Raw genomic sequence first — 612 nt, 5'->3', positions numbered from 1 at the left:
CGCGATGCCGGCGGCGTTGTCGCCGGTGGGCAGCGCGCGGCCGGTGGCGGCGTCGCGGTAGGTGGTCAGCAACAGGCCAGCCTGGCCGCGCACGGCGGCGTGGCCGTCCGTGCGCAGCTCGAACCCCTGGCCGCGGAAGCTTCCGCGGCGGTTGTCCTGCTGATGGATCAGGTGGCCAAGGTTGAGCTGAGTCGACTGCAGCGTGGTGGCCAGTTGGGTGCGCAGCTGGCTGTCGCTGTCGTCCAGCACCAGCTGGTTGTACCCCTTGCCGCCGTGTTCCTGGCTCTTGAAACCCGTCAGCGCCGCGCCATTGCGGTGGCCATCGGGCTGCGCGCCCAGGCCGTGCCAGGCGGGGCTGTTGCCACCAGCGAGGTTGCCTTGCGCGCTGGGGGCGCTGTCCGTGCCCTGTGCGTACAGGGATTTGCTGTCGCTGCCCGCCGCGGCACTCTTGCCGCCTGGCGTCGGTGCGTGGCCGGCTTCGCCCTGGCCGTTGTACAGCGCGCCGATGACGAACGGCTGGTCGATGTCGTCGTCGGCGAACTTGACCAGCACTTCCTGCCCGATGCGCGGCAGCCATTGCCAGCCCATGCCGGCGCCGGCCTGGCGCTGGGC

The 612-nt window shown here is 71.6% G+C and carries 1 protein-coding gene; it reads right to left on the bottom strand.

All coding sequences use genetic code 11. The features are described 5' to 3' along the window. On the bottom strand, positions 1-612 hold a 612-nt coding region (locus MKD38_RS30805), incomplete at both ends, for a type VI secretion system Vgr family protein (protein ID WP_252682453.1).

The organism is Cupriavidus sp. WGlv3 (genome assembly GCF_023952475.1).
GTDB classification, from domain to species: Bacteria; Pseudomonadota; Gammaproteobacteria; order Burkholderiales; family Burkholderiaceae; genus Cupriavidus; species Cupriavidus phytorum.
This window is presented reverse-complemented; position numbering and strand designations above follow the sequence as displayed.